The organism is Kaistella sp. PBT33-4, assembly GCF_029194425.1.
In the GTDB taxonomy this organism is placed as follows: Bacteria; Bacteroidota; Bacteroidia; order Flavobacteriales; family Weeksellaceae; genus Marnyiella.
Map to the genome: position 1 here is coordinate 307,931 of NZ_JARFYL010000001.1, position 21,022 is coordinate 328,952.

Annotated in this window: 26 protein-coding genes; 11 read left to right on the forward strand and 15 right to left on the reverse strand. The window is 43.7% G+C overall.

Translation table 11 applies throughout. The features are described from left to right. The first annotated feature begins 24 nt into the window (after positions 1-24). On the forward strand, positions 25-519 hold the full coding sequence (locus P0M11_RS01375) for a metallophosphoesterase family protein (protein WP_275624118.1): 495 nt from the start codon (positions 25-27) through the stop codon (positions 517-519). Further along, positions 516-1,010 (forward strand): Smr/MutS family protein, encoded by a 495-nt coding sequence (locus P0M11_RS01380; RefSeq protein ID WP_275624119.1) that lies wholly within the window; start codon positions 516-518, stop codon positions 1,008-1,010. The genes P0M11_RS01375 and P0M11_RS01380 overlap by 4 nt, the downstream gene beginning before the upstream one ends. A gap of 1 nt (position 1,011) precedes the next feature. On the opposite strand, the gene P0M11_RS01385 is transcribed toward P0M11_RS01380, so the two are convergent. Continuing rightward, positions 1,012-1,323 (reverse strand): DUF6370 family protein, encoded by a 312-nt coding sequence (locus P0M11_RS01385; RefSeq protein WP_158064789.1) that lies wholly within the window; start codon positions 1,321-1,323, stop codon positions 1,012-1,014. A 104-nt stretch (positions 1,324-1,427) separates the two neighbouring features. On the opposite strand from P0M11_RS01385, the gene P0M11_RS01390 reads away from it, so the two are divergent. Together P0M11_RS01390 and rsmD are read left to right on the forward strand one after the other, a co-directional pair. Then, on the forward strand, positions 1,428-2,144 hold the full coding sequence (locus P0M11_RS01390; protein WP_158064788.1) for a DUF3822 family protein: 717 nt from the start codon (positions 1,428-1,430) through the stop codon (positions 2,142-2,144). Between the two features lie 27 nt (positions 2,145-2,171). After that, complete coding sequence (gene rsmD / locus P0M11_RS01395; RefSeq protein ID WP_158064787.1) at positions 2,172-2,756, forward strand: 16S rRNA (guanine(966)-N(2))-methyltransferase RsmD; 585 nt, start codon at positions 2,172-2,174, stop codon at positions 2,754-2,756. On the opposite strand, the gene P0M11_RS01400 is transcribed toward rsmD, so the two are convergent. After that, complete coding sequence (locus tag P0M11_RS01400; RefSeq protein WP_158064786.1) at positions 2,735-3,211, reverse strand: histidine phosphatase family protein; 477 nt, start codon at positions 3,209-3,211, stop codon at positions 2,735-2,737. The two genes, rsmD and P0M11_RS01400, sit on opposite strands and share 22 nt — an antisense overlap. Positions 3,212-3,319: 108 nt before the next feature. Between P0M11_RS01400 and ruvX the strand changes: the two genes are divergently transcribed. The 3 genes from ruvX to P0M11_RS01415 all read left to right on the forward strand — a co-directional run bounded on the left by ruvX (position 3,320) and on the right by P0M11_RS01415 (position 4,942). Beyond that, entirely contained in the window at positions 3,320-3,736 is a 417-nt protein-coding gene (gene ruvX / locus P0M11_RS01405; protein ID WP_275624120.1) for a Holliday junction resolvase RuvX, read from the forward strand. Further along, positions 3,733-4,305, forward strand: a complete 573-nt coding sequence (gene def / locus P0M11_RS01410; RefSeq protein ID WP_275624121.1) for a peptide deformylase — start codon at positions 3,733-3,735, stop codon at positions 4,303-4,305. Before ruvX ends, def begins: the two co-directional genes overlap by 4 nt. Before the next feature lie 76 nt (positions 4,306-4,381). After that, positions 4,382-4,942 carry a DUF5606 domain-containing protein gene (locus P0M11_RS01415; RefSeq protein WP_275624122.1) on the forward strand — a complete coding sequence of 187 codons (561 nt, stop codon included), beginning with the start codon at positions 4,382-4,384 and terminating at the stop codon, positions 4,940-4,942. Between the two features lie 53 nt (positions 4,943-4,995). Here P0M11_RS01415 and fmt read toward each other — a convergent pair whose 3' ends face one another. The 4 genes from fmt to folK all read right to left on the reverse strand — a co-directional run bounded on the left by fmt (position 4,996) and on the right by folK (position 9,920). Beyond that, positions 4,996-5,946: a methionyl-tRNA formyltransferase gene (gene fmt / locus P0M11_RS01420; RefSeq protein ID WP_158064782.1), complete on the reverse strand. Its 951-nt coding sequence runs from the start codon at positions 5,944-5,946 to the stop codon at positions 4,996-4,998. Between the two features lie 26 nt (positions 5,947-5,972). Beyond that, complete coding sequence (locus P0M11_RS01425; RefSeq protein WP_275624123.1) at positions 5,973-7,877, reverse strand: RecQ family ATP-dependent DNA helicase; 1,905 nt, start codon at positions 7,875-7,877, stop codon at positions 5,973-5,975. A 79-nt stretch (positions 7,878-7,956) separates the two neighbouring features. Then, a complete protein-coding gene (locus P0M11_RS01430; protein WP_275624124.1) occupies positions 7,957-9,387 on the reverse strand; it encodes an OmpA family protein in 1,431 nt (476 codons plus the stop codon). A gap of 80 nt (positions 9,388-9,467) precedes the next feature. Then, the gene (folK, locus tag P0M11_RS01435) at positions 9,468-9,920 is read right to left on the reverse strand and encodes a 2-amino-4-hydroxy-6-hydroxymethyldihydropteridine diphosphokinase (RefSeq protein WP_275624125.1); all 453 of its coding nucleotides are present in this window, start codon (positions 9,918-9,920) and stop codon (positions 9,468-9,470) included. Between the two features lie 22 nt (positions 9,921-9,942). Between folK and sppA the strand changes: the two genes are divergently transcribed. Beyond that, on the forward strand, positions 9,943-11,700 hold the full coding sequence (gene sppA / locus P0M11_RS01440; protein WP_275624126.1) for a signal peptide peptidase SppA: 1,758 nt from the start codon (positions 9,943-9,945) through the stop codon (positions 11,698-11,700). A gap of 71 nt (positions 11,701-11,771) precedes the next feature. Here sppA and P0M11_RS01445 read toward each other — a convergent pair whose 3' ends face one another. The 6 genes from P0M11_RS01445 to lnt form a co-directional block, all read right to left on the reverse strand. After that, positions 11,772-12,026, reverse strand: coding sequence for a GlsB/YeaQ/YmgE family stress response membrane protein (locus tag P0M11_RS01445; RefSeq protein ID WP_158064777.1), 255 nt, complete (start codon positions 12,024-12,026; stop codon positions 11,772-11,774). A gap of 126 nt (positions 12,027-12,152) precedes the next feature. Continuing rightward, complete coding sequence (gene ftsY, locus P0M11_RS01450) at positions 12,153-13,106, reverse strand: signal recognition particle-docking protein FtsY (RefSeq protein WP_275624127.1); 954 nt, start codon at positions 13,104-13,106, stop codon at positions 12,153-12,155. 161 nt (positions 13,107-13,267) lie between these two features. Further along, on the reverse strand, positions 13,268-13,420 hold the full coding sequence (locus tag P0M11_RS01455; RefSeq protein ID WP_158064775.1) for a DUF4295 domain-containing protein: 153 nt from the start codon (positions 13,418-13,420) through the stop codon (positions 13,268-13,270). A 21-nt stretch (positions 13,421-13,441) separates the two neighbouring features. Then, entirely contained in the window at positions 13,442-13,624 is a 183-nt protein-coding gene (gene rpmG / locus P0M11_RS01460) for a 50S ribosomal protein L33 (protein WP_039341297.1), read from the reverse strand. 9 nt (positions 13,625-13,633) lie between these two features. Then, a complete protein-coding gene (gene rpmB, locus P0M11_RS01465; RefSeq protein WP_158064774.1) occupies positions 13,634-13,870 on the reverse strand; it encodes a 50S ribosomal protein L28 in 237 nt (78 codons plus the stop codon). A gap of 95 nt (positions 13,871-13,965) precedes the next feature. After that, positions 13,966-15,615 carry an apolipoprotein N-acyltransferase gene (lnt, locus tag P0M11_RS01470; protein WP_275624383.1) on the reverse strand — a complete coding sequence of 550 codons (1,650 nt, stop codon included), beginning with the start codon at positions 15,613-15,615 and terminating at the stop codon, positions 13,966-13,968. Positions 15,616-15,744: 129 nt separating this feature from the next. Here lnt and P0M11_RS01475 point away from each other — a divergent pair, with 129 nt between their 5' ends. Together P0M11_RS01475 and P0M11_RS01480 are read left to right on the forward strand one after the other, a co-directional pair. After that, positions 15,745-16,077, forward strand: a complete 333-nt coding sequence (locus tag P0M11_RS01475) for a zinc ribbon domain-containing protein YjdM (RefSeq protein ID WP_275624128.1) — start codon at positions 15,745-15,747, stop codon at positions 16,075-16,077. A gap of 71 nt (positions 16,078-16,148) precedes the next feature. Next, positions 16,149-16,703: a hypothetical protein gene (locus tag P0M11_RS01480; protein WP_275624129.1), complete on the forward strand. Its 555-nt coding sequence runs from the start codon at positions 16,149-16,151 to the stop codon at positions 16,701-16,703. A 23-nt stretch (positions 16,704-16,726) separates the two neighbouring features. On the opposite strand, the gene P0M11_RS01485 is transcribed toward P0M11_RS01480, so the two are convergent. Next, the gene (locus tag P0M11_RS01485; protein ID WP_275624130.1) at positions 16,727-18,862 is read right to left on the reverse strand and encodes a helix-turn-helix domain-containing protein; all 2,136 of its coding nucleotides are present in this window, start codon (positions 18,860-18,862) and stop codon (positions 16,727-16,729) included. A gap of 96 nt (positions 18,863-18,958) precedes the next feature. On the opposite strand from P0M11_RS01485, the gene P0M11_RS01490 reads away from it, so the two are divergent. Then, positions 18,959-19,435 (forward strand): hypothetical protein, encoded by a 477-nt coding sequence (locus tag P0M11_RS01490; protein ID WP_275624131.1) that lies wholly within the window; start codon positions 18,959-18,961, stop codon positions 19,433-19,435. Here P0M11_RS01490 and P0M11_RS01495 read toward each other — a convergent pair. Next, on the reverse strand, positions 19,432-20,406 hold the full coding sequence (locus P0M11_RS01495; RefSeq protein WP_275624132.1) for a YihY/virulence factor BrkB family protein: 975 nt from the start codon (positions 20,404-20,406) through the stop codon (positions 19,432-19,434). The genes P0M11_RS01490 and P0M11_RS01495 overlap by 4 nt on opposite strands. 54 nt (positions 20,407-20,460) lie before the next feature. Then, positions 20,461-21,021, reverse strand: a complete 561-nt coding sequence (locus P0M11_RS01500) for a GNAT family N-acetyltransferase (RefSeq protein ID WP_275624133.1) — start codon at positions 21,019-21,021, stop codon at positions 20,461-20,463. Position 21,022 lies beyond the last annotated feature (1 nt).

Below are 21,022 nucleotides of genomic sequence, written 5' to 3' on the forward strand. Positions count from 1 at the left end.
GTCTGAATTTAATAATTTTGCAGGGTGAAGAAAATTTTACTGCTGTCGGATACCCATTCATATATAGATCAGCGTATCCTGGATTATGCCGGTGAAGCCGATGAGGTATGGCACTGCGGAGACTTTGGCAGTTTGGATGTACTAACAGCACTGGAGGGCCTGAAGCCGCTGAGGGGCGTGTATGGTAATATAGACGGTGAGCCAATCCGCAAATGCGTTCCCGAAGTCAACCGCTTCAACTGTGAAGGCGTGGAAGTGATGATGATTCACATCGGAGGTTATCCCGGAAAGTATTCGCCGCTGGCGAGAAAAGAAATCAGTACTCAGCGTCCGGCACTTTTTATCTCCGGACATTCGCACATATTAAAAGCCATGTTTGACAGGCAAAATCAGCTTCTTCACCTTAACCCCGGCGCATGCGGCACGCAAGGCTGGCATAAAATGCGTACGATGATGCGATTTGAGGTGTGCAGCGGAACTATAGATAAGCTGGAAATCATTGAACTCGGACCAAAATGAAAATAGGTGACCATGTTTCCGTGCTGGACGACGATCTGGCAGGCACAATAACTTCAGTACATGGCGAAACTGTGGTTTTCCGGGACACGCACGGATTTACTCATCAGTACCTGAAAAGTCAGCTGGTTCTGCAGAATCCTTCTATCTATGAAGATTTAAAAGTGGAATTAAAAAAGGAAACGCCCAAGAAATCATCAAAAAAACACAATAAGAAACCCCTGATACTGGATCTGCATTTTGAAAATATTGTGAAAGATACATCACGCTACAGCAGCTTTGAAAGATTGTTTATGCAAAGGGAAAAACTGATTGAAACACTGGATTTTTGCCGCAAAAACCATCTGAAAAACCTTGAGGTAATACACGGAATCGGTGACGGCGTACTACAGCAAATGGTGCATGATGTGCTGAGCGCACAGACAGGACTGGAATATTACAATAATGCCATCCTCCATCATGAGTCCGGCTCCGTGACGGTAAAATTTGACTGAATTACTCCAGGGGAATCAAACTGAATTTTGATGCCACAAACACACTTCCTGTTATTTCTCCCGAAACTTTGGCTTTCCTGACTTTATTGCAGAACCCATCGGCTGCGTGAGCATCGCCATGGTCATTGATGCCCGTACCGGCAACTGTGTATACCTTGCCGTCTATCTTTACTGAAAGCACACAGCCTTTATCGGTTTTCTGTTTGAACTGACACATTCCGCATGATGCGGGCACTATGCGGTCCTGAATTTTTTTCTGAGCAAATACAAGTGAACTAAGAAATAACAGTAATATGAACGCAGCCTTTTTCATCGTTAAATGTTTATTTATCAGATGCTAAGTTAACAAATATCCTGTAATAAAACAGGCCTCACTTCCGAAGCCGGGAATTATTTAATAAATTTGTCCACTTCAAGATGGAAAAATTAAATTTACTTTTCACCCGCGACGGGCTTTTCTACCAGATTCTCCGTAACAAAAGCGTCCTTTCTGAATCGTCTTTCTTCGTGAATGAGGAAATGCCGCAAGCTTCCATCAGTGAAAAACTGGCGGAAATTTTAGAGAGGAAGTACGCTTCTGTCACTGTACTTTCGGCACTTAATCACTTTTCGCTGATGCCGGAAGGATTTGACCGCCATGATCTTGGGCTGGACCTTATTTCATATAATTCACCCGTAGAGAAGGAGGCGGAGGAGTTGATGCTGAGCGTAAACAAAAAGTTTAAGGTGCAGTTCTACTATACTTTTCCCAAAGATTTGTACACGCAGATCAAGCAGACCCATATACCGGCACAGTTTAATTTTTCCGGAGAGAAGTTCCTGAACACGCTCACCCCGAAGGGCGGCAAAGAAATTCATATCAACCTTTACAACAATCAGTGTGAATTTTTTGCGCTGGAAAGCCGAAAGGTGATTCTTTATAATAACCTCGATGTGAACTCTGAAGTGGATTTTCTTTACTTTATCATGTTCAGCCTAAGTAAGATTGGTTTCGGTCTGGGCGAGACGCGGTTCTTTGTTTACGGGGAAACATCGGAAAACGAAACCTTTATATCCGAACTTCAGAAATTTGTAAGGAACCTGAAGATCGTGTTTGATAACCTTCCAAAACGCAGATTTCTGGTTAATTCCTAATGCGCTGCGGATCCTAAAAAACGAAATATGTTCAGAATCATAGCGGGAAAGTGGAAAGCCAAGAGGATCTCGGCACCCAAAAATTTTGATGTCCGGCCCACCACGGATTTTGCCAAGGAAGCTCTTTTCAGCATGCTTGAAAACCGTTTTGACCTGTCCTACGTGTCCGCACTCGATCTTTTTGCAGGTATAGGTTCCATTTCCCTGGAGTTGGCCTCACGTGGATGCCAGGATGTGACGGCTGTGGAAATGAATGCAAAGCATGCCGGATTTATTAACAGTACAGCGGCAGAACTGGAAATGCAGCTCCAGATTAATGTACAGCGGGGAGATTCCTTCGACTGGCTGAAAAAAAACCGCAACCGGAAGCAGTATGACCTGATCTTTGCGGACCCGCCATTCAATATGGACGAGAGGAAGTATTCGGAATTAATTTCCCTGGTGCTGAACAACAATTATCTGAAGGAAAACGGCGTCTTCGTGCTGGAGCATCCCGCAAAGAATGTTCCCGTTCATGAGAATATCACAGACACCAGAAAGTACGGAAATTTAAGTTTTTCCTTTATTGCACCCAACCCGCCGGTATCCGGTCAGATGGATTCGGGTTCGTAGAAGAAGATCAGTTTTTTATCGGCAGCCTCAAAATCCAGCCAGGAACTGCAGTTCACCTCAAAACCGGCTACGCCACATGTAGGAAAGAGAAATACATCTTCCGTCATGGTATTGGCAAAGTTGGAGATGCCATTGTTATGTGAAAATAAAGCCACAGAGCCCACCTCATTGTCAAGGTCGTAGAGTACGGACATAATATTCCTCTCCGAGGGCTGGTACAGTTTTTCGTCTGTCAGGAATTCTTTACAGTAGGTTTCGCCAAAAATTTCGCAGGTACTTTTTGCCCGCAAGGCCGGACTTGTAATTAACTGCTCAATATCAATAGCCTTACTTTTAAGGTAATGGGCCATCTTTTGGGCATCTGTATGACCGCGGGTAGCCAGCGGACGGTTAAAATCGTCGGTGTTTTCAGGCCAGTCGCTTTTTGCATGCCGAACAAGTATCAGTTTTTTCATTTAATGTGTTGATTTGGAGTACTAAAATTATAAATAATTTTTCATAATACATTTTGTATACTTGAATTAGACCGCCCTGAACCACATAAAATTAGTAAATTTGCGCCCATGGGACAGATCATGGGAATTGATTACGGAAAGAAAAGAGTAGGCGTTGCTGTTACTGATGATATGCAGATTATTGCAAGTGGTCTGGAGACTGTGGAAAATGCCAGGCTTTTTGACTTCCTGAATAATTATTTCCAGACCTACAAGGTGGATGCGATAGTAGTGGGACTTCCTACCAATCTGCAGGGAGAACCTTCCGAGGTGGAAAAAGATATCCTGGCTTTCATTAAAGTCTTTGAAGCGAAATTTCCCGGAATTCCTGTTAATCGCATGGATGAGCGCTTTACCTCTAAACTTGCCTCGCTTTATATTTCACAAAGTGGTAAAAGCAAGAAAAAAAGAGAGGATAAGGCCTTGATCGACAAAGTGAGTGCCACCATTATTTTACAGAATTATTTACAACAGATACAGAAATGATATTACCCATCCGTTCATTTGGAGATCCGGTCCTAAGAAAAAAAGGGCAGGATATTGATGAAGATTACCCCAATCTTAAGGAATTGATTGAGAATATGTATGAGACCATGTACAGTGCACACGGTATTGGTCTGGCTGCTCCGCAGATCGGGTTGGATATCCGTCTTTTCTGCGTAGATGTACGTCCACTGGCGGAAGATGAGGATTATGCAGATATTGCTGAGGAACTGAAGAATTTCAGAAAAGTATTCATCAATGCCAGAATTCTTGAAGAAAGCGGACCAGAATGGAAGTTCAATGAAGGATGCCTTTCCATCCCGGATGTACGCGAAGATGTGAAGCGGCAGGAAACCATCCTTATCGAATATTTTGACGAGAATTTTGTAAAGCATACCGAAACTTTTTCCGATATTCGTGCCCGGGTTATCCAGCATGAATATGATCATATTGAGGGTATTCTCTTCACGGACCATCTTTCTTCACTCAAGAAAAAACTGGTAAAGGGCAAGTTGTCAAGGATCATGCAGGGAGATGTAAATGTAGACTATAAGATGAGGTTTCCTAAATAGGGCACCCACCTATTTAATAAAGTATTAATGTCAATAGGTTGCGTAACCGCACGTAACTAAATTTTAAATAAAGACTATGGAGTTAGAGAAAATTATTTCAATTTCCGGAAAACCGGGACTTTTTAAGCTGGTTTCACAACTGAAGAACGGCTTTATAATTGAGGATGTAAGTACCAAGAAGAAAGTAAGCATTGGTAACTCCAGCCAGGTAAGTCTGCTGGACAATATTGCTATGTTTACCACGGACAGGGAAGTTCCGCTTTTTGAGGTTTTTGAAAATATTGCCACATCCAACGGATATACTGAAACCCTTTCACATAAGTCCGGTGAAGCTGAACTCAGAACGTTTATGCAAACAGCCCTTCCGGATTATGATAAGGACAGAGTCTACGTTTCCGATATCAAGAAACTGGCACAGTGGTACAACATTCTCCATAAAGCAGGCTTTATCCATCAGGACAGCTTCAAAAGGTCCGAAGAAACCAGAACTGAGGATAATGACGAAAAAGTAGAGCTGAAACCTGCTGAAAAGAAAGCTGCAACAGCAAAGGCCGAAAAGCCAAGTGCTCCAAAGGTAAAGGCCTCTACGTCAGCAGCTAAATCTGCCCCTAAAAGTACACACAGAAAACAGGGATAATTCAATTTCCGTCTGCATATAAAAACCGTTGCCGAAATTCAGCAACGGTTTTTTTATTGAATAAGTAAAATATTATCGTAAGATCCCAGGCCATTCAGGAAATCTTTAATTCCCATTCTTTTTTTACCTTCCAACTGTACTTCCGCCGGCAAATACCAACCTTTACCGGTCATAATCTTAAAGTTCTTTCGGTCCACATACAGATTAGCCGCTGGTTCCTGGCTGTCGGTGCTTTCTGTGCTGCCGGAAAAAATCTTAAAGGTCTTTTCTTCTCCGCCAATCTTCAGTTTCGTAAATGCGCAGGGGTAGGGAGAAAGTCCACGGATAAAATTATGTACGGTCTGCGCGTCCTGCTGCCAGTTGATACGTGTATCTTCTTTGAAAATTTTGAACGCATTTTTAACTTCTTTTTTTTCCTGCTGAGGTTGCTCTGTCAGGTTTCCTTCAGCTAGTCGGTCCATAGTCTGCACCACTAATTGAGCTCCTTCTTCCATCAAACGGTCATGCAGCGAACCGGCATTGTCCTCCGGGTTTATTTCCACCTCATGTTGCAGCAATATGTTGCCCTCGTCTATCTTTTCGTTGATGAAAAATGTTGTAATACCGGTTTTTGTTTCACCGTTGATAATGGCATAATTGATGGGAGCTGCACCCCGGTAATCCGGCAATAATGAGGCATGCAGATTGAAAGTGCCCAGTCTGGGCAGTTCAAAAAGGACCTTTGGCATCATCCGGAATGCCACCACTACGAAAACATCGGCGTCCAGTTTTCTCATCTGATCCAGAAACTCACTGTCCCGCAGTTTTTCGGGTTGAAAGACAGGAAATTGCTGTTGAGCAGCATATTTTTTTACGGCTGATTCGGTTATTTTCTGTCCGCGTCCACTAGCTTTATCAGGCACGGTAACAACGCCCACGATCTTGTGCGAAGATTCATGGATGGCCTTAAGGCTGGCAGCTGCGAATTCAGGTGTCCCGAAAAAGACGGCTCTTAATGATTTCATGATTTAGTACAAAGTATAATTAAAAATTAATGTTGGGCCAATGCATAGGTACGGAAATTAAGCATCTTTACTTTTCCGGCATCAAGCAGAAGAATCAGTTGTTCCAGGATTTTTTCCTTCTCATAGAAATTAAGCTGAATGGCGATCTCATCTGCTGTACATGCCTGACGGCCGAGCACCGTTAAAATTTCGTCGGTTACAGATTTTGGTGAATGTCCTTTACGGGATTCGCACACTACACATTTTCTGCAGTTTACAGGTTTTTTTTCACCGAAATAGGAAAGGATCATACGCATTTTGCAATGTTCCCTGTTCCGCACATAAAACTTCATCTCCTCCCATTTCTGAAGTTTGTTTTTTTGAATCTGATAAAACAGCTGCCAGTATTTTGAGGCAAGAAGCCGGTCATTCCGGTGCTGAAGGAATTTGATGCTGGCTAGTGCCCCATCTATATATTCCAGATGACCGCCGGCCTGCAGTTCGCGTATGCGCTCTTTGAGAAGCAGGGTATCAACCCCCATCTTCGAACTTAAATTAGCTTCACTGAACATCACTTTTCGGGCAGAGATTCCCGCCAGATTACGCAGCAGTAATTCCAGGAAATAGGCATCTTTTTTTGGAAGCTGGTCTATTTCGTCCGGCAACAGTTTCAGTTCCAGCGAGGACAGACTTTTATGACTGTTTACATAGATAAGTTCCTGATTATGCATAAAATTCAGGATGTTCCTGATTTTCCCCGTAGATGATTTGGTTAATCTGCGTAAGGTATCGATATGAAGCTGAAATGTTTTCTCAGGAAGGTCATTATCCGCAATTTGGAAAAGGGAATACAGGTAAGTAACAATTACCTGAAACTCCCTTTTGTCCGGAGTCTGATACTTAATAAGCTGGTCGAACGCATCAAATTCCTGCTCGTTCCATAAAAGAAAAGCATAACTTTCCAAGCCGTCCCGGCCGGCTCTTCCAATTTCCTGGAAATAGTTTTCCAGGCTTGCGGGACAGGAGTAATGAATAACGAAGCGCACATTGTCCTTGTCAATTCCCATCCCAAAAGCGTTCGTGGACACCAAGACCTGATCACGTGACTGAAGCCAATGCTGCTGCCTGAGGCGTTTTTCTTTCAGGCTCAGACCTGCATGATAGTAATCTACGTGCGTGATGTTCTTACTTCTCAGGAAGCGGGTCAGTTCCTCTGCCTCCCGCCGGGTGCGGGTGTAAATAAGGCCTGCATTTTTTGTAAAACGAAGAAGATCGTAGATTCTTTGATATTTGTCAGCAATCTTATCGGTGTAGATTTTAATGTTTTCCCGACGGAAGCTTTTCCTGTAGATGGAAGCGTTTTTCAACTCCAGTCTGTCTGTAATTTCTTTAAGGACCTTTGGCGTTGCTGTTGCGGTAAGTGCCAGGCAGGCGAGTCCCGGGTAGGCGGCACGAAATGAACGGATGTTCTGATAACTGGGTCTGAAATCCTGACCCCACTCGGAGATACAGTGAGCTTCATCCACTGCGATGAAAGACAGTTCAATATCGCGGATGTTTTCCAGAAAAACCGGATTGTTCAGTCTTTCCGGTGAAACGTAGAGGAGTTTCGTGATATTGTCCCTGCAGCGGCTATAAATAATTTCGCTCTGAAAATCTTCAAGTTCGGAAGAAAGGTACTCCGCTTCGATTCCGTTGCTTTTCAGTTGGTTTACCTGATCTCTCATAAGTGCCAGCAGCGGAGATATGACCAGGCAGGTACCCTGCAGAAGAAGTGCAGGCAGTTGATAGCAGACTGATTTGCCGCCTCCGGTTGGGAGCAGCGCCACAACGTCGTGTCCGGACAGAACCTCATTTATAACCTCCTCCTGCTGTTCGCGGAATTCAGTGTGACCCCAAAAGTGTTTTAAGGTCTCCAGCTTAAGTTTCTGAAATTCACTCGTGGATATCATGGTGTAAAAATAAGGAATTCTGATCCGTAATCATAAAAAAAGCCACGCATTGCGTGGCTTCAAAAAAACTTAGGTCAGGTTATTTCGCTTCGAAATAAACACGTCTGTTAGCTCTGTTTTTCCATTCCGGACATTTCGTAGCCGGATCACATTCCGGGTATTTAAGATCCTTTTCTCCACGGCCTACAGCTTCAAGTTTTCCGCTGTTCACACCGTTTTGCACCAGGTAGTTTTTAACCGTGTTCGCTCTTCTTTGAGAAAGATTTTGGTTATAAGCATCACTGGCTCTTGTATCAGTACCACCTACTACTCGGTAAGATCCTTGAGTGGAATTAATATAGTTGATTGCGTTGTTTAGAATTGGTGTATTGGACGGAAGAATTCTGTCTGAGTTCAGGTCAAATTCAATACCTTCCAGGGTTCTTGTATCATCAGTGATTATACCACCGTTTGAGGGCCCTGACGTTGGACACCCGTCGTTTTCAACAGGTCCCGGAACCGTAACACATTTATCGTAAAGGTCAATTACACCGTCCAGATCTGTATCAAGGGCAACGCCTGCACCGTCAACTCTTGCTCCTGCAGGAGTATCAAGCTGTCTGTCCCAGTCATCACAAACACCATCATTATCGTTGTCACCTGCCTTACAAACCTCAATGTCCTGATTTTTGTCAGCAAGAACATCCAATTTATAGTAAATTTCCTGTAAAGGATCATGCCACATCAGGTGTGATTCATGTTTACCAATGTTGTAGGTAAGACCTAAAGTTGCATTAAAGAAATTGTCCGATTTACGAGAGGTTTCTACAACACCATCAAAGGAATCATCTCCAGTGTAAACATACATTAATCTCGCTTCAGCGTCCAGGCTTCTAGTCAGTCTGTATTTTAAACCGGTACCCCCCTGACCAAACCATGAATCAAGAGAGAAAGGTTTGATTTCACCAGTCATACGCTGTCCATTTGCGTCTTCTACATAAGCTCTGTATGCTAAACTACCTAGTCCGGCATAAGCATGAAGCGCCCATCTATATGGTGATTTGTTATCCACTCTTCTAAGAAGATTAGAAAGGTTTACATCACCTAACAGTGAAAGTGCATCATACTGAGTACGCCCTCCAATTGGTGCTGCGGCGGTAGCATCAGCATTTTTAGTGTTAAACCAACCTTGTCTTGTTTCACCTCTGTCGTACTGGAGTTTTAGACCAAATGCGTGGGTGATTGCTTTATCAATACTTAAATAAGCAGAATAACCCCAGGTGTTTTTAGGGCTGTTATCCCCGAATTTTAAAGATGTTAACTCTGCAGTCTGCAATAAAGGTACTCCGACCCCGGCAGAAATAGCCCAGTCGTTAAATCTTTTGGAATCCTGGGTGAAAGGATAGACATTGGCAGATCCTGATGAATACGTGTTTGGGTATTCATTGCTCATTACTGCGATGGAATCCTGCGCAGAGGCGGCAAATGGTAAAGCCAGCGACAGTGCAAGTACAGCGGTAGTTACTTTCATAATTTATTATTTTTAATTGTTAATAATTGATTTCTAATTTACAAACCTTGAAACCCTTTTTGAAGTACAGATGAAATCCCCTAATCATCTAAATTCGGTTCCTGCAAGGTCTGACTACTGCGTAAATCTGCAATAAGTTCTTTTGAAAATTCCCGCTCAAACAAATGTCTACGATGCGGAATTTCAAGCAAAGCTGAAATAAAAACCAGACTGCTAAACGTAACGATGTCTATGTCAATTATTCTGTCCGTATACAACCTGGAATTACCGCTGTCCGTTTCTCGTCCCATACCCTGTTCAATGCCTTTTAATGTTTTAAGCAGTTTTACAGGTGAAAGAGCGGTACAGACCTCTATAGCAATATTACAAAATAATCGGTCAGATTCAAACTCTACAGGTTCAGTTTTAAGAACTTTACTCTTGCGTTTTATTACGCAGCTACTCTTCTCTAGCAACTCTAATGCCATTTTCAGATTTTCCTCCGGAATTCCCCTGTTGCTGCCCAGTAACAAAATGGCTTCATTGTGCGACATATCGTTAAATTCTAAATTTATTATGAAAAGTTTTTTCAGAACTGTACTTGCAAATATAGTCGCAATCCTGCTGATCGGTGGCGTATTTACCTTGTTTTTTATGCTGATGATGGTGGTAAGTGCGGCTGCGGGAGACAAGAAGACGCAGGTAAAAAAGAACACCGTGCTTACCCTTGATATGAAAACCAATATTATTGACAGTCCCACGGAAGATCAGGAATCCATCTTTGAATTTAATAATCCAATGTCAAGCGTTTTGGTTTATGATGCGGTAAATGCCATAAAAAAAGCAAAGGATGATCCGAAAATTAAAGGGATCAGTATAGAGACCGATTTTATAAGTGCCGGAATGACCCAGCTTGATGCTATCCGCGAGGCATTACAGGACTTCCGGAAATCCGGAAAATTTGTGATGGCCTATGGGAATACAGTTTCACAACCTGCCTATTATCTGGGTTCCGTAGCGGACCAGTATTATCTGAATCCCTCCGGCGGTATTGAACTGAAAGGACTGGGAACCGAAGTGATGTATATGAAAAGTTTTGCCGAAAAATATGGCATTGGACTCGAAATCATTCGTCATGGAAAATACAAGGCAGCAGTAGAGCCTTATATAAGGGATGATATGTCTGAGGAAAACCGTGAACAGCTTAGTACACTGCTTAATGATATCTGGAGTGGCACCTCTGCTAAAATTGCAGCTTCAAGAAAAATTTCACCCACACAACTCGCAATGGTGACAGACAGCCTGTACGGTGTGATCCCTGAGCTGACCGTGAAGCACGGACTGGCTGATAAACTGCTTCAGAAATCGCAGTATGATGATCTTTTAAAGTCAAAACTTAAGCTTAAGGAAAAAGAGGATCTTAACCGTATGAGTCTGGCTAAGTATGTCCGTTCTTTTAAAGATGATGAAAAATCGGATAAAGGGCAGATAGCGGTACTTTATGCCTCGGGTGCTATTTATAATGGTGAGGGCGCCAAGGATATTTATGCACAGAACTTTGTAAAGGAAATAAAGAAAATCGCTGAAGACAAAGATGTGAAGGCGGTTGTACTTAGGGTGAACTCACCGGGAGGTAGTGCCAACGCATCCGATGAGATTTTATTTGAACTTCAGCAACTGAAAAAGAAGAAACCATTGGTAGTTTCCTTTGGCGATTATGCTGCTTCGGGAGGATATTATATAGCCATGGCTGCCGACCGCATATACTCCGAGGAAAATACGATTACAGGATCGATTGGAGTGTTTGGAATGATTCCATACGCTAAAGATTTAGCAAACAGGAACGGAATTTATGCACATGGTGTTGCTACCAATGCCAATTCAAATAATTTCTCCCTGATCAACGGTGTGTCACCGGGCACGGTCAGGATGATGACCCGCAGTGTGGAAGGAACCTACAAAAGATTTGTACACTTTGTAACCCAGAACCGTAAGAAGTCCTTTGCCCAAATTGATGAAGTAGGTGGTGGACGTGTATGGTCCGGCACCCGTGCAAAGCAGATTGGCCTTGTGGATGAACTGGGATCTTTAGAAGATGCGCTGGCATTCGCAGCCAAAAAGGCAAATGTTAAAGAATACAGCGTTACCGCGTTTCCTAAGAAGCGTTCGCAGCTGGAGCAGTTTTTTGAAGGATTGAACCAGGATGAGATCTCTGCAAAATTCCTTAAAAGTAAGATGGGCAAAGAAAACTACCAGCTTTTCGAGCAATTTACCAATCCTAAATTGCAGTCCGGGATCATCATGGGAATGCCATATACAATTAAACTTCAGTAAATCGGACTACTCAAACAAAAAAAATCCCTCACCAAATCTGGTGGGGGATTCTTTTTGTTTTTAATAATTGATTATCCGCGTCTGGTTGCCATACCGTAAATCCAGAGAACAAGGAGTGCACCTACAACGGCAAGAACCATGCTTCCGAAATCAAAATCGTCTACTGTTCCCCAACCAAACATCGTTCCGATCCAGCCTCCTACAAACGCGCCTACGATGCCCAGAATGATTGTCATTAACCAACCCATTCCCTGATTACCCGGCATAATGAATTTTGCGATTGCACCTGCGATAAGACCAAAAATGATCCAAGTTAAAATACCCATAGTTTTAAAATTTTAATGTTAATAATTATTATTTGATTTACTTAGTCTAAGCTAAAGTCAGACCTTTTTAAACCAAGAATTAATAATTGTTGGAATGATATAAAAAAACACTAAAATTTTAAAAGTCTAGGAGCGCCTGAAAAAGGAGTCTACAAACTCAGCGCCGTTGAAGAGCTGGAGGTCATTCATCTTTTCTCCCACACCAATATATTTCACGGGAATCTGAAACTGGTCGGAAATGCCGATAACAACACCGCCTTTGGCTGTACCGTCCAATTTTGTTACGGCCAGGGCACTTACCTCTGTAGCTGCGGTGAACTGCCGCGCCTGCTCAAAAGCGTTCTGGCCTGTAGAACCGTCCAACACCAGAAGGATTTCGTGCGGGGCATCGGGTATCACCTTCTGCATCACCTTTTTGATCTTGGTGAGTTCATTCATTAAATTTACCTTATTGTGAAGGCGGCCTGCTGTATCAATGATAATTACATCCGCGCCCTGTGCTGCGCCACTCTGCACCGTGTCGAAGGCAACCGAAGCCGGATCGGCGCCCATGCCCTGTTTTACAATAGGCACGCCCACACGTTCGCTCCAGATCACCAGCTGGTCTACGGCTGCTGCGCGGAAGGTATCAGCGGCTCCAAGCACGACATTCTTGCCCTCGGATTTAAACTGGTGTGCAAGTTTCCCAATCGTTGTAGTCTTGCCTACACCATTCACGCCTACCACCATAATTACATAAGGTTTTTTGCTGATGTCAATATTCTGGGTTGCGGCGTGCGGGTTTTCCAGGAGCAAGGCGGTAATCTCTTCCCTCAGGATTTTGTCCAGTTCCTCGGTTCCCACATATTTGTCACGTGCCACACGGTTTTCTATACGGTCTATAATTTTTACAGTGGTAGCAGCACCAACGTCGGACCTGATCAGGATTTCTTCCAGATCATCCAGTACATCGTCATCTACTTTACTTTTGCCAACTACTGCTTTGGATACTTTCTCAAAAAATCCTTGGCTGGACTTTTCCAGTCCCTGGTTCAGGGTTTCCTTTTCCTGTTTATTGAATATTTTTTTAAACCAACTCATATATGAGATCTCAGATTACAGACAGAAACTGTCCGGTTAAAATGATGTCTGCACCTTCCTCCTGAAGGCATTAAATGCCCCCGAAGACTGCAGATACAAAGATAAATAAAAAAACTACCCAATATTTTGAGTAGTCTGATATCATTACGTTATAATGTCAATTATTTCTTCAGGAAAGCATCAACATCATCAGCGTTCATTACTTTTTCTTCAAAAATGTACGCTCCTGTCTTAGGAGATTTGTTCATCTTTACCACTTTCGCCATTTTTTTAGAGCTGGCGTCTTTCAGGGTTGCTACAACTTTCTTTGCCATTGTAATATATCTTTATAAAGATTACTTAATTTCTTTGTGAACGGTATACTTCTTCAAAACAGGATTGTACTTCTTAAGTTCCAGTCTTTCCGTCGTATTCTTTTTATTCTTGGTCGTAATGTATCTGCTCATTCCGGCCACTCCTGTTTCTTTATGCTCGGTGCATTCCAGGATTACCTGAACTCTGTTACCTTTTTTTGCCATGATTACTAATTATTTAATAAATCCGTTTCTTTTTCCTCTCTGAACTGCTTCCTCGATCCCAACTTTATTGATGATCCTCAATCCGTGAGCAGAAACCTTCAGTGTAATGTTCTCTTCTGTTTCCGGAATGTAAAATTTCTTTTCCAACAAATTAATTTCAAAACGACGCTTCGTTTTGTTGTTAGCGTGGGAAACGTTGTTACCAACCATTGCACGCTTTCCTGTTATTTGGCAAATTCTTGACATATCTCGATGTTCTTTTTTGACTTAATTATTTGAGGTTGCAAAACTATGAAGAAAATATTACTTAGGCAAATATTTGTAAATTAAATAACTGCAAATCATGACTTTTTCTTCCCGTAGTTATCTTTTACCGACTGAAGTTTCTTTAATATGGGGTAAAAAAGAAGAAATCCGAGGGCAAAGATACAGATTCGCGACAGAAGATCACCTGTTCTGGTATAAATTGTTTGACCTTCATACAGATTAATACTGGCGTGCAGAGTGGTTTGGTCACCATAAAAAGTGTCGGCTTCAATATCTCCTCTCGCATTAATATGTGCAGAGATTCCACTGTTTGCTGCACGCGCGATCTCGCGTCTGGTTTCTATAGCACGCAGTCTGGCATAAGCCAGCAACTGTTTGTGTCCCTGGCTCACGCCCCACCAACTGTCGTTGGTCATAATGGCCAGGAAATTTGCACCCTTCTTTACGTATTCGGTAGTGAATTCACCATATATACTTTCGTAACAGATAATCGGTGCCAGCCTGCCATTATTGAAACTGTTGCTGAACACCCTGCGTTCATCATCCACCCCAAGAGATGCGACGGTGCCGCCCAGGTTGAGCATCGCATCACCTAATATGGGTTTCAGGACACCGATATAGGGAAATATTTCTACTCCGGGAACCAATTTTCCCTTATGGTAGACTTGGGTTGTGCCGGCCGGTGCTACCTGCACTGCTGTGTTAAAGCTCTCTACCCAAACACCCTGACGGGTTTGATAAGCATTTCTGGGCACATTATCATTGCCGGAATAAAAACGGTGTGAGGAAATGCCGGTAGCAAATACAGAGCCGGGTTTTCCGGTTGTAAAGCTTTTCAGCGAATTCAGCAAAGTGCTGTTTTCCATACCCGCTTCCGAAATCGAGCCATATCCTGGTAATGCGGTTTCGGGCGCTATATAATAGTCAATTTTTCCACCAGATCCTTCATGCGCCAGAGTCAGCAGTTCATTCAGGATCTGAAGGCTGTCTTTACTGTATTTCTCGGTATACGGGTCCAGGTCGGGCTGCAGCATCAGTACGCTTACTTCTCCGGTAGGTTTTTCGCTGAAGGTGCTGTACTGTATAAGCGAAACTCCCATTGGCAGGAATATGCCCAAAGACAAAACCGCAATATTTTTGAGGAGTGCCTGTCTTTTGCGGCCCGCTTCCCAGATTCTGATTGTGTAGAATGCATACACGTTAACAAGCAGGATCCAGAAACTGCCGCCTGTGGCTCCCAGCGTGTCGTACCACTGGATGATCCGTGGATAGTCGGCAAAAGCGTTGCCCAGATTAAGCCAGGGCCAGGTAAGTTCCCACTCCAGATGAAATTTTTCAAACGCCATCCAGAGTGCCACCAGGAAAGCCAGTCCCCAATAAGTTCCCTGTATGTTTTTATAACGGTGATAGAGCGTAAAGACCGTTGTATAGAGCAGGGAATTGGCCAGAACAGGTACTAGCACTGCAAAAGCCGAATTGGATCCGTCCGGATTTTTTGCTCCGTACAGCCAGCCGGTGGTTACAATGTTCCAAATGAGGAAAGCAAGGTAGGATAGGCCAAAGACGGCGGCCGTCTTGTGTTTTATCTTAGAAAATTTCGAAATTTCGTGCTCCATGAGCAGCAGTGGTACCAGAGCTATTAAAATAAAAAAGGGGATGCCGTAGGTGGGCCAGGAAATACTGAGCAGCATCGCCGAGATCAGTGATAATATTAAATATTTCATCATAAAAACTCCGGTTTAAACTTTCTTGTTTGTCAGGTTTCAAATTTAAGCTATTAAAACGATTCAGCTGTCCTGCGGAAACAGCCGTTTTAGATAAAAGCCGTATCTTTGAGCGTATAAAACAATACCATGAGTGATGTAATTATTTGCCCTAAATGTAAATCCGAATTTACCTACGAACAGGATAATCTCCAGGTATGTTCGCAATGTTTCCATGAGTGGGATCCGGCCGAGACCGATGCGGAGAGCAAGGTACTGGACAGTAACGGTAATGAACTGCAGGACGGCGACAGCGTGGTTGTCATAAAGGACCTTCCTGTGAAAGGGGCACCCAAACCGGTGAAAGCCGGGACAAAAGTGAAAAACATAAGATTACGTCCTGATTCTGATCATAATATTGACTGTAAAATTGATGGTTTCGGGTCCATGGCTTTAAAATCGGAATTCGTAAAGAAAGCCTGAATCCCCCAAACTCCATCCATATCCTGATTTAAATGTAAATCTTATAGGTAATTCTGCCTTAACAAAAAATTATGTTCAGAACATTCAGCACAGTTGCAAAGAAGAAATTTACAGTCGGCAAATTCCTCGTTATCCTGATGGTTATCGATGCACTTCTTATTGTGGGTTTACTCATCCTCAGCCTTTTTCCGCAGTTTTACCGTAAGAAGGACTATTTTCTGGAAAGTACCTTCACCCTGAACATGGTGCTGATTGGTATTTTTCTGCTCGCTGTACTAAATTATGTTCTGTTCAGCGCCAAAAACAAGGCACGTCCTAACGGTACATTTGAGTTGCTGCATGACCGGATCATTGTGGACGACCAAGTAATTCCGGCGGATGATATTGAGCGGTTAAGGCTCATCGGAAATGATATAAAAGGTGACTTCCGGGGTTTTATATCGCGCGGAATCAGGAATCAGATGGTCATATCATTTAAGGATGGGAGCATTACGGAAGTGAATTTTGAGCAGACCTCTTCAAACAAACTACGGGACAAAAAAGATGTTTTGGAGACGTGGTATAATCAGGGGAAATTATCCGAGTCCAATTACCTAAATATTCTCCGGAACACAAATTATTATTAACCACCCACTTATTACCTCATCATTTATCCGTTTTCTTCTTCCTTCGACTTCAAATAATTATAGTGATTGAGCAGAATACGGATTTCATTGAATTCGAATTCACTGGGTAAGGCTTTTTTCCAGTCGGTGAGGGTCTCATGAGTATTTTCGCGGAATTCTCTCTCAAAAACACTGATTTTTTCCTTCGCAAATACGCGCTGTAGATCCAGCAGTCCGCGCTCGGCAAATTTGGCAAGGTGGCCATAAATTGTTTCTGTTACCAGTCCGCGCTCGCGGGCAATTTCAGGAATCGTTTTGCCGTCTTCAAAAAGCTGGAAGGTGAGTATATGCGATGGTACTTTTGCAATTTTGGAGGTAACCGGAACATCATTGGTCTTGTCAAACAATGAAACCTCAAGTAACTGAAGCGACTTAAGGCTGTTCAGATAATCTTCCAGGTCATCCAGCAACACCCGAAAATCATCATTGTATTGCTTCAGACCCTTCGTACCTTTATTCTCGGCGTAAAATTCCTTTAGAGGTGCAAATACTTTGGAATTAATCTGTGCAAAGAAAAAATTCACTGCCCCGGCGGCCTTTGTTTCCACCTCTTTCCATTCCTCTTTTCCGGCGACGAAATGATGTGCTTTCTGGTGAATTACCTTATCAAACTTCCTGAAGATTCTGCTGAGGTTTTCGCTTTCCGGCTTAATGGATTCGTACAGGAACTTCACTTTATGGCTGTCAATGAATTTGCTTGCTTTTGCGGAATGATACCAGGACTGCAGTGCTGCGCTTATCCAGGTGCAGTCCAGTCGGCTGGTGATTTTGTTGATGCTGTAATCATATTTCTCGGAATTCAGGATGTCAGCCAGACGGTCATTTGCCTGCGTCTCGTCCTGAAACTGCGCCACCCGGCGGTCTGTAATAATCACATCCGGGGTAATTTTTGATTTAAGTACAATTCCTTCCAGGGTACGGCACCTGGAGAGTGCCACGTAAACCTGTCCCGAGGCGAAAGACTGTCCCGCATCAATAATTAACCGGTCAAACGTGAGACCCTGCGATTTATGTATGGTTACGGCCCATGCCAGGCGGATGGGATACTGGTTGAAACTGCCCAGTATCTCTTCCTTTATGGTTTTATCCGGTGCCAGGGAATATTTTTTCTGTTCCCAGGTTTCCTTTTTCAGTGTATAGGTATCTTCGCTGCCATCAATCTGAACCACTATTTCCTTTTCCCCGACTTCCAGGACTTCTGCCAGTTTACCATTGAAATATTTCCGTTCGCCGCTGGCATCATTACGGATAAACATCACCTGACAGCCGGGTTTCAGTTCAAGTACCTCATCATTTGGATACTGATTTTCGTTAAAGGTGCCCTCAATGTCCGCGGCATACAATCGGGACTTGCCCGGAAGTTCGGCAAGCCTCTTACGGTTGATTTCGTCGGCCATACGGTTATGCGAAGTCAGATAGACGTAGGGTTCCGCGCCAGGATCAAAATCGGGCAGATACCTTTCATTCAGAAGGTCAAAATCAATATCACCGGTAACACCTTCGCGGATATGGTTCAGGATATCCAGAAATGCCTCATCTGTCTGCCGGTAAACAGTGGTGAGTTCAATGGTGATCAGCGGAACTTCTTTCAGGGCATGACTTTCAAAGAAGAAAGGAGAACTGTAATATTGCTTTAAGATATGTTCGTCACGGACCACGGGCGGCAACTGATAAAGGTCGCCGATGAAGAGCATCTGTACGCCACCAAACCGGCTGTCATTCCGCCGTACAAAACGCAGCGAATGATCCATCATGTCCAGTACATCGGCACGCAGCATGGATACCTCATCAATAATAATGAGCTCGATTTCCCTCAGCAGTTTCAGTTTTTCCTTCCTGTATTTGAAGTGGTGCATGAGATCTGCGATGTTCAGGGCTATGTTTCCGTCTATACGTTCATTCGTAGGCAGGAAGGTGCGTGGCGGCAGCCCAAACATGGAGTGTATGGTAACTCCGCCTGCATTGATGGCGGCAATTCCCGTGGGAGCCAGAACAATATGTTTCTTGGAGGTCTTCTTTACGAACCCGCTTAAGAATGTTGTCTTACCGGTGCCGGCCTTTCCGGTAAGGAAAATGCTTCGGCTGGTATGTTCTGCGAGGTCAAAAAGCTGCTGGTTCATCAGGCAAAATTAGCAAAAATAAGGTCAAAACATGTGGCGGTAAATTTTACATTACCCGGTTTTTTTGGCTAAATTTGGCCTTCATACACCATAGCAATGAAGATAAGATTTGTGATTTTTGCCCTTGTTTTAACCGCTGCTTCCTGTTCCGTTAAAAAAAATGTGGCCGACCCGGAAACTTTACCTAAGGATGTAGCATTAAAGCCCGAGCGCCAGCCGGAAGAAAGTGAAGAAGTGCTGGTACAGGAAAGGGAAAATATTCGGGTGATGAAAGCCTCCATAGATTCGCTGAGCGTTGCCCGCACTTGCAGTGGTTCTGCGGACTGGCGCGTATCTCCGTTAGGTTCCAAGCCCTGTGGAGGACCGGCAGCCTATATTGCTTATCATAAGGATGTTGAGACGGAAATCCTGCCTAAAATACAGGAGTTTACTAGGCGTCAGGCTGCATATAACCGCCGCAGGAATCTTTTCTCAGATTGCAGGGTGGAGCCACAGCCGGCGGGAGTCCGTTGCGAATTGGGTAAGGCGGTCCTGGTGTATGGTGAGCAGTCCGGTGATGCTGCTGTAAATTAAATCATAGAATCGTCCGGAGTCTTCCTGTCCTCATCGGTCTCAGCATCAACCATGCATACGATTTGAGTTTTTTTGTCCTCGGCAATCATTTGCGGGTTCCATTTCGCATGACGTGACGGTTTCACCGCCAGGCCTTTTTTCTGCGAATAAACTTTGGTGAACTCAGCCCCCAGAAAAATGAGCTGGCAGGTATAATTTACCCAAAGCATCAGCAGGATCACCGTACCGGCTGCACCAAAAGCTGAGGTGGGATTGAAATTTTCGAAATAATAAGTGATCAGATATTTACCCACCGTGAACAGAAGGGTAGTGGTAAAGGCTCCTGTCCAAACGGATTTCCAGGGTAATTCCACATCCGGCAATACTTTAAACATAAATCCGAAGAGCACCATAGTAATCATAAAGCCCACGCCAATGTTTAACAGCTGAACCAGGAGATAGGTCTCCACGCTAAAATGGGCCACTATCCAGTCATTGGCCATACCAATGAATGATGAAAGGAGCAGGGTGATGAGCAGCAGAAATGCGATTACAAGGATTAGTCCCAGAGAATTGGCGCGGTCCAGTATGAATTTTTGCCACGCTTTTTTGGGAGCCGCCTCCACATCCCATAATTTATTCAGTGATTTCTGAAGCTGAAAGAAGAGTGATGTAGCACCAAATACGAGGGTGGCTACACCAAAAGCTTTCATCCAGATGTTTTCTTTGTCTATCATGCCGCTCACCACCATTTCTTCTACCTGCTTGCCGACATTTTTCCCCATCATACTCCCTATGAACTGGGTTATCTCGCCCCGCACAGCTTCGGCGCCAAAAAAGATGCCTGCCACCCAAATAATGATGATGAGCAGACCCGGTACCGAGAAAATCGCGCTGTAGGCCAAACTCGCGGCGTCTGTTCCTAAATCCCGGGCACTCCAGTCCTTAAATGTGGCCACAATAATACTCCACAGTTCCTTTAGCTTTTTCATAGTTGATTTTGCCGAAACCGAATTCAATTTTAATGCCTTTCAGAACCGCAGGCTTTAGCGCATTATGTCCTTCCATTCTTTTCTCAGGATACCATACCTGTGAACATCCTGGAAGATTTCCCGATGACGGTATTCCTGTTTCAGGAATCCTTCATGCTTCATGCCCGCCTTCTGCAATACCTTTCCTGAGGCTGGATTGTGTGCGAAATGGGTAGCAAAAATCTTATTGAGAGTGAGATTTTCAAAGCCAAACTGAATAACGGTTTTGAGAGCCTCGGTGGCATAACCGAAGCCGTGGAAATCTTTACCCAGCCAATAGCCTACCTCAGCCTTTTGATGTGCTGTGTGCGGATGCAGGCCAATCATCCCCATAAATTGACCGGTATCCTTATCTTTAACTGCAAAACGGAAAGAAGTGCGGTTTTCCCATCCCTCGTGGCAAACAGAAAGCCAGTTCTCCGCATCGGTTGCGGTATAAGGCCAAGGGATATTAAAGATATTCCGCGCAATATCTTCGGTTGAATTGATCTGCGCAGTAATATCCTCCAGATCGGATTCGGTGGGCTGGTTCAGTAGTAGATCGTGGGTGTACAACTCTGCATAAATACTATCCATT